Origin of the sequence: Endozoicomonas sp. ALE010 (assembly GCF_049310165.1) — a bacterium.
GTDB lineage: Bacteria > Pseudomonadota > Gammaproteobacteria > Pseudomonadales > Endozoicomonadaceae > Endozoicomonas.
The window spans coordinates 1-4,780 of record NZ_JBLYNV010000131.1; the positions used below are offsets into that span (position 1 = coordinate 1).

General features: G+C 49.9%; 7 protein-coding genes. 2 read left to right on the forward strand and 5 right to left on the reverse strand.

Going from position 1 to position 4,780, the window contains the following annotated elements:
* Positions 1-154 precede the first annotated feature (154 nt).
* From nagZ to ACO6UY_RS23905, 3 genes are read right to left on the reverse strand one after another with little or no spacing between them, the layout of a single operon-like run.
* The gene (gene nagZ / locus ACO6UY_RS23895) at positions 155-1,174 is read right to left on the reverse strand and encodes a beta-N-acetylhexosaminidase (protein ID WP_422491536.1); all 1,020 of its coding nucleotides are present in this window, start codon (positions 1,172-1,174) and stop codon (positions 155-157) included.
* 26 nt (positions 1,175-1,200) lie between these two features.
* Entirely contained in the window at positions 1,201-1,683 is a 483-nt protein-coding gene (locus tag ACO6UY_RS23900) for a L,D-transpeptidase family protein (RefSeq protein WP_422448008.1), read from the reverse strand.
* A 34-nt stretch (positions 1,684-1,717) separates the two neighbouring features.
* Entirely contained in the window at positions 1,718-2,347 is a 630-nt protein-coding gene (locus ACO6UY_RS23905) for a TetR/AcrR family transcriptional regulator (protein WP_422448010.1), read from the reverse strand.
* A 146-nt stretch (positions 2,348-2,493) separates the two neighbouring features.
* Here ACO6UY_RS23905 and lexA point away from each other — a divergent pair, with 146 nt between their 5' ends.
* Positions 2,494-3,090, forward strand: coding sequence for a transcriptional repressor LexA (lexA, locus tag ACO6UY_RS23910; RefSeq protein ID WP_422448012.1), 597 nt, complete (start codon positions 2,494-2,496; stop codon positions 3,088-3,090).
* 194 nt (positions 3,091-3,284) lie between these two features.
* Positions 3,285-3,716, forward strand: a complete 432-nt coding sequence (locus ACO6UY_RS23915) for a hypothetical protein (RefSeq protein ID WP_422448014.1) — start codon at positions 3,285-3,287, stop codon at positions 3,714-3,716.
* Between the two features lie 20 nt (positions 3,717-3,736).
* On the opposite strand, the gene ACO6UY_RS23920 is transcribed toward ACO6UY_RS23915, so the two are convergent.
* Both ACO6UY_RS23920 and ACO6UY_RS23925 read right to left on the reverse strand, forming a co-directional pair.
* Positions 3,737-3,979, reverse strand: a complete 243-nt coding sequence (locus tag ACO6UY_RS23920; RefSeq protein ID WP_101747527.1) for a hypothetical protein — start codon at positions 3,977-3,979, stop codon at positions 3,737-3,739.
* Positions 3,980-4,107: 128 nt separating this feature from the next.
* A complete protein-coding gene (locus ACO6UY_RS23925) occupies positions 4,108-4,584 on the reverse strand; it encodes a DUF6586 family protein (RefSeq protein ID WP_146000036.1) in 477 nt (158 codons plus the stop codon).
* Between the last annotated feature and the right edge of the window lie 196 nt (positions 4,585-4,780).

The following is a 4,780-nucleotide window of genomic DNA, read 5'->3' on the forward strand; positions in this document are numbered from 1 at the left end:
GGATGCAGGAGCTAGAGCAACGCAGGAGCAGTTGCCGGGAGTGACTGACAACTTAGTCAGAAATATATGATTTCATTTGGTTAACTACTTACAACCGCTCAGAAAGAAAGTTACCCTGAATTCCCGGACGGTGATGGCCATGGCACCATTAAAATCAGCCTGTTCCGAAGGCCTCTGCCAGCATTTTACGCGCTGTCCTGTAGCGCTCTGACTGTTCAAGAGACGCCCAGTCAGTGTAAGAGTCAGGCATCAAACCATCCGGACCGACACCCTGTAAACCCGAGCCGTCTATCTCAGCCAGTACCTCCCGAACCCCCTGACGATTACAGATAATCAGGAGATCACAACCAGCATCCAGGGCTGCCCTGGCCCTGGCAGGATAACTGCCGGTTTTCGCCGCTCCCTCCATCGACAGGCAATCGCTGATAACCAGCCCCTCAAATGACAGCTGATTGCGTAACACCCCTTTCAGCCATTCTGAAGAATAACCCACCGGATGCCGGTCAATAGCGGGAAACAGGATATGGGCCGGCATTAATGCCTCAACCCCCTTTTGAATCATTACCCGGAAAGGCTCCAGGTCCGACTGACAGATCTCATCAAAAGTACGATCATCCAGGGGAAGGCTCACATGGGAATCAGCATCCACATTCCCATGGCCCGGAAAGTGCTTGATAACCACAGACATTCCCGCTTCATGAACCCCATCAATCCACAATGAGGCCAGGTGATTCACCTGCTCAATCGAACGCCCAAAAGCCCGATCCCCCACGATCGGCGTTTTACCATGATCAATATCCAACACAGGCCCCAGGCAAAGATCTATCCCGCAGGCCAGCAACTCAGAGGCCATCAGCCAGCCTGACTGATAAGCCATCTGATACTGCTGATCCGGGTCAAATGCCCCATAAGCCTGCGCCGGGGGTAGACGGGTAAATCCGTCCTTGAAGCGTTGCACACGCCCACCTTCCTGATCCACACAAATTAACAGATCCCGACGAACATTCCGGACAGAACGAACCATGGCAATTAACTGTTCCCGACTCTGATAGTTCCTGGAAAAAAGGACAATACCCGCAACACCGGGCAGGGAAAGCAGCTGGTGTTCTTCGGCGGTCAGCTGCACTCCCTCGAGATCAATCAAAAGAACACCACGGTTCAGGCCTGTAGGCACGACTCTATCCTCTAAAAAAAACGGTATCAGCTAAGCTGTATATCTATCCTGGTACCGGTATCTACACGGTCAAACAGATCGATAATATCTTCCCCATGCATTCGGATACATCCCCGCGAGCCGGGTTCACCCATCACTGCCGTATCCGGCGAACCGTGGATATAGATATAGCGACGCATGGTATCAACATTACCCAGCCGGTTATATCCGGGCTCCAGGCCACTGAGCCATAAAATTCTGGTTAATATCCAGTCCTTTCTTTCAGGGTACTGCTGACAAAGCCCGGGGGAATAAATCTCACCGGTAAAGCGACGTCCGACAAATACTGAATTAGTCGGCAGACCGGCACCAATTTTCGCCCGGATAACATGCTGACCAAGAGGTGTTTGCCAGCTCCCCTCCTGCTGCCCGACTCCCTTGCTGGCAGTAGACACAGAATAAACACGGCGCTTGCCGTCCTTCTCATGCAGCACCATCTCCTGACTGGCAATATGAACAGTAAGATGCATCGGTAAATCAAGCTCTGTATGGTTAAATGATCCGTCAGGTGTGCGATCTTAGACCTGCCGCCATGAAAGGCACCATCTTTCTCATGATATCTTCCAGTTCAGTCCTGACCCCATAATCGCTTTCCGCAATAGCCCTCAGTGCATCCGCTCCTGAAAGGGTAAACACAGCGGAACCCAGAATAAAATAGACGCGCCAGAACAGGTCATTCAATGGCAACTCAGGACACGCTTTTACCAGCAACTCCAGATAAGCCTGGAATACTTCCCCGTAGACGTCGCGCAAATATTTCTTCAGATGCCCCTGGCCCTGTGTGTAGGCCAGGCCAATCATCCTCATACAAACAGAGAGATCTTCAGGGCTGCGGGGTTTAACCGCCATGATCTGATCCACCAGTAAATGAAGTATTTCTTCCAGATCAAGAACGTCATTATTATCCTGATATCGCACAAGAGCCCCGGAAAGATTGCTGACAAAAGGATCAAGAAAACGGGAAAAGACCGCCTGGATCAGGGATTTTTTGGAGCCGAAGTGGTAATTAACAGCGGCCAGGTTAACACCCGCCTGACTGGTAATTGAACGCAGCGAGGTCTCTGCGAACCCATGCTCAGCAAATAACTTCTCGGCAGCGTCCAGAATCCTGTCTACTGTCGCTGACTGTGACATGTCTGTAAAACCTCCAATGTAAACATTTGTTTAAAACTAACGTTTGCCAACTGAAACATCAAGTTAGATTAATAAGACAGGGGTGGTTGCAGTCAGCAAAATACTGTATATAATTACATGTACTGTATAAAAACACAGATTTAATCATGTATAAATTGACCAAGCGCCAGACTGAGATTCTTGAACTGATCAAATCTCATATAGAAGAGACCGGTTTCCCCCCCACTCGTGCAGAAATCGCACAGACCTTCGGGTTCCGATCACCCAATGCAGCAGAAGAACATCTCAGAGCCCTCGCCCGCAAGGGAGCTATCGAGATCACCCCCGGAACCTCAAGAGGTATCCGAATCCCCGGCACTGAATCTTCCGGCCTGCCTATTGTAGGACAGGTTGCTGCAGGAAGCCCCATTCTTGCCCAGGAACATATTGAAGACCACCTGTCCATCAACCCTGATTTCTTTTCCCCCAAAGCAAACTTCATGCTTCGGGTAAAAGGGATGAGCATGAAGGATATCGGTATTCTTGACGGGGACCTTCTGGCTGTCCATAAAACATCAACCGCAGCCAATGGCCAGATTGTCGTTGCCAGAATTGACGACGAAGTAACGGTCAAACGTTTTGAACAGGTTAAAAACAGAATTTACCTGCACCCGGAAAACAAAGAATTCAAGACAATCGAAGTAGACCTCAGCGTTGATACCTTTGCTATCGAAGGACTGAGTGTGGGGGTTATCAGGAACTAGTGCGGCTAAGCGTTATTACCCGTAAACCACGTTCACCCTGAGCGGAGTCGAAGGGTGCTTGGCACGATCTATCAGAGTCCGGAGTTTCCGCCTTTAGGCCCTATGGGTCCTTCGACAAGCTTCAGGACGAACGGTATGGGCAACAGCGCTTAGCAGCACTAGACCCTGACGATCTCTGATGTAGAGGACCTGACATGCAAGCATTAACACCATCATCCAGTCAGAACGGTAACGCTCCCTGCATTGACAGTGAACCTGTCAGCTTTATTGATGAGCTGATTCTCTCAGGCCCGCCCTGGCAATCAGGACGTTTTCTGAAGACTGTTCTGTATGAGCTGGCTAACCATCAGGATCAACGCTGGCTTACCCTGATACTGTCCAGTGAACAGGCAAAAAGCACCATAAACTGGCTGAAGTCATCGGGCATCAGCAGGCAGCGCCTTCAGGTTCTCAACCCTTCCGCAGTGGCAGACCCACTGAAACTCACTCGCAAGGCACTGGCCTCAGGCACCAGCCACACCGTGGTCAGCTGGATCGAGCAGATGGATAGCATCACACTCTCTGAACTCGAGACCGCCGCTCGCTCAGGTCAATGTCAGGGACTGGCAATCAGGAACAGAGGATAACTGGAGGGTTTGTATGACAGTCAGTGAAGAACCCGGTTTTCAGGGATGTATTCTCCAGCGTCAGCTTCTGTTTTACGCCCGACTTCTTCTATGCAGGCATCCAGCATAGCCTTGGCTACCTCCACCTGATCTCCCTGGAGAAAGTCAAGCAACTCCCGGGAGAATGACATGGTAACCAGGGGCTCGGCGTTCTCCTCATCACTGCGACGCAAAACGATTTCGCCGGAAGGCAGTTCAACAATTTCAAGAAACGACGCTGACATAAATAGTGACACCGGGATTTTAGGGTTAGCGGTGAAGCATTGTGCATTAGCCAGCAGAGGCTTTCAAGATATCAGCCCTAAAGAGCTGAATATGGCTGGCAATGAACAAACCTGAAAACATCAGAAACCTACCACTCCAGGCTGAAGTTCCGACTATAGGTAACCAGCTCCTTCAAGGACTCAAGCACAGAAAGAAAGCCTTCTGACTGATCAAACCGCACACTATTGGCATTAAACAGAGGAATTTCATTCCGCTCAACACTTTTACGCTGTATAGGCATGGCACAGTCCTGATGACTTTTTAATAACGCCGACAACCAGGAATCATGTTGCTCAAGACGTTCAATGTACTGCAACTCAGTAGACACCTCTCCTTTGTGATGAACACTGTTCATTGCCTCGTCAAGAGAGGGTAGTTGATTTACCGGCAAACGGTAATTCGTCATAATTTCAGCCAGTAATGACCGGTAAGCCTGAACCATTGCATTCAGACAGGCCTCACGAAATGCCGGCTTGGCAAGATCATCAGCATCTTCCCAGGCATCCAGCAACAAACGGGCGTGAAAGAGCATTTTATTGGTATATCCCTGCCAATTGTTTGTCATAACCAACTCCATCAATCTTTCGGGAACAACTTGTGCTTTGTCGAGCTCAAAGTTTATAAGTAGCTGGCCATATGAAATCACATATTTCTGGCTACTTGGGCAGGAGCTATGCGAGGCACAACGGAGGGAGCATAGCCGTAGCTATGTGACCGGAGTTGTAACGAAGCACGACTGCATGGATGCAGGAGCTAGAGCA